The sequence below is a fragment of the Halalkalibacter sp. APA_J-10(15) genome (assembly GCF_023017105.1).
Lineage (GTDB): Bacteria > Bacillota > Bacilli > Bacillales > Bacillaceae_D > Halalkalibacter.
Genome location: NZ_JALKEV010000081.1, coordinates 1 through 291 on the forward strand (window position 1 = coordinate 1; position 291 = coordinate 291).

A 291-nucleotide genomic window follows, 5' to 3' on the forward strand; every position below is an offset into this window, starting at 1 on the left:
AAATGTCCGGAACAACTTGGCGACCACCCACTTTAGAAAGCGGCGTCGCGATGACATGTACCGCTGTCCGCGGATACACACTATAAAAACCACTAAGCCGCTTTTGGACATTGGCTGACGGTTTTGCTGGAATAAGAACGGCGACTTGCCGGTGTCCCAAATCTTTTAAGTGTTGAGCAGCTTGCCGCCCCCCATCATAGTCATCAGTCAACACAGAATCACTGAACCCTTCGGCGCGCTTTTGGTCTAAGACGATAAATGGGTGACCCTTTTGCCGTAGAATATCATTAA

The 291-nt window shown here is 49.1% G+C and carries 1 pseudogene; it reads right to left on the minus strand.

The window, feature by feature from the left end:
- Window positions 1–291, minus strand: a pseudogene (locus tag MW695_RS22355) (LacI family transcriptional regulator); the annotation flags it as partial.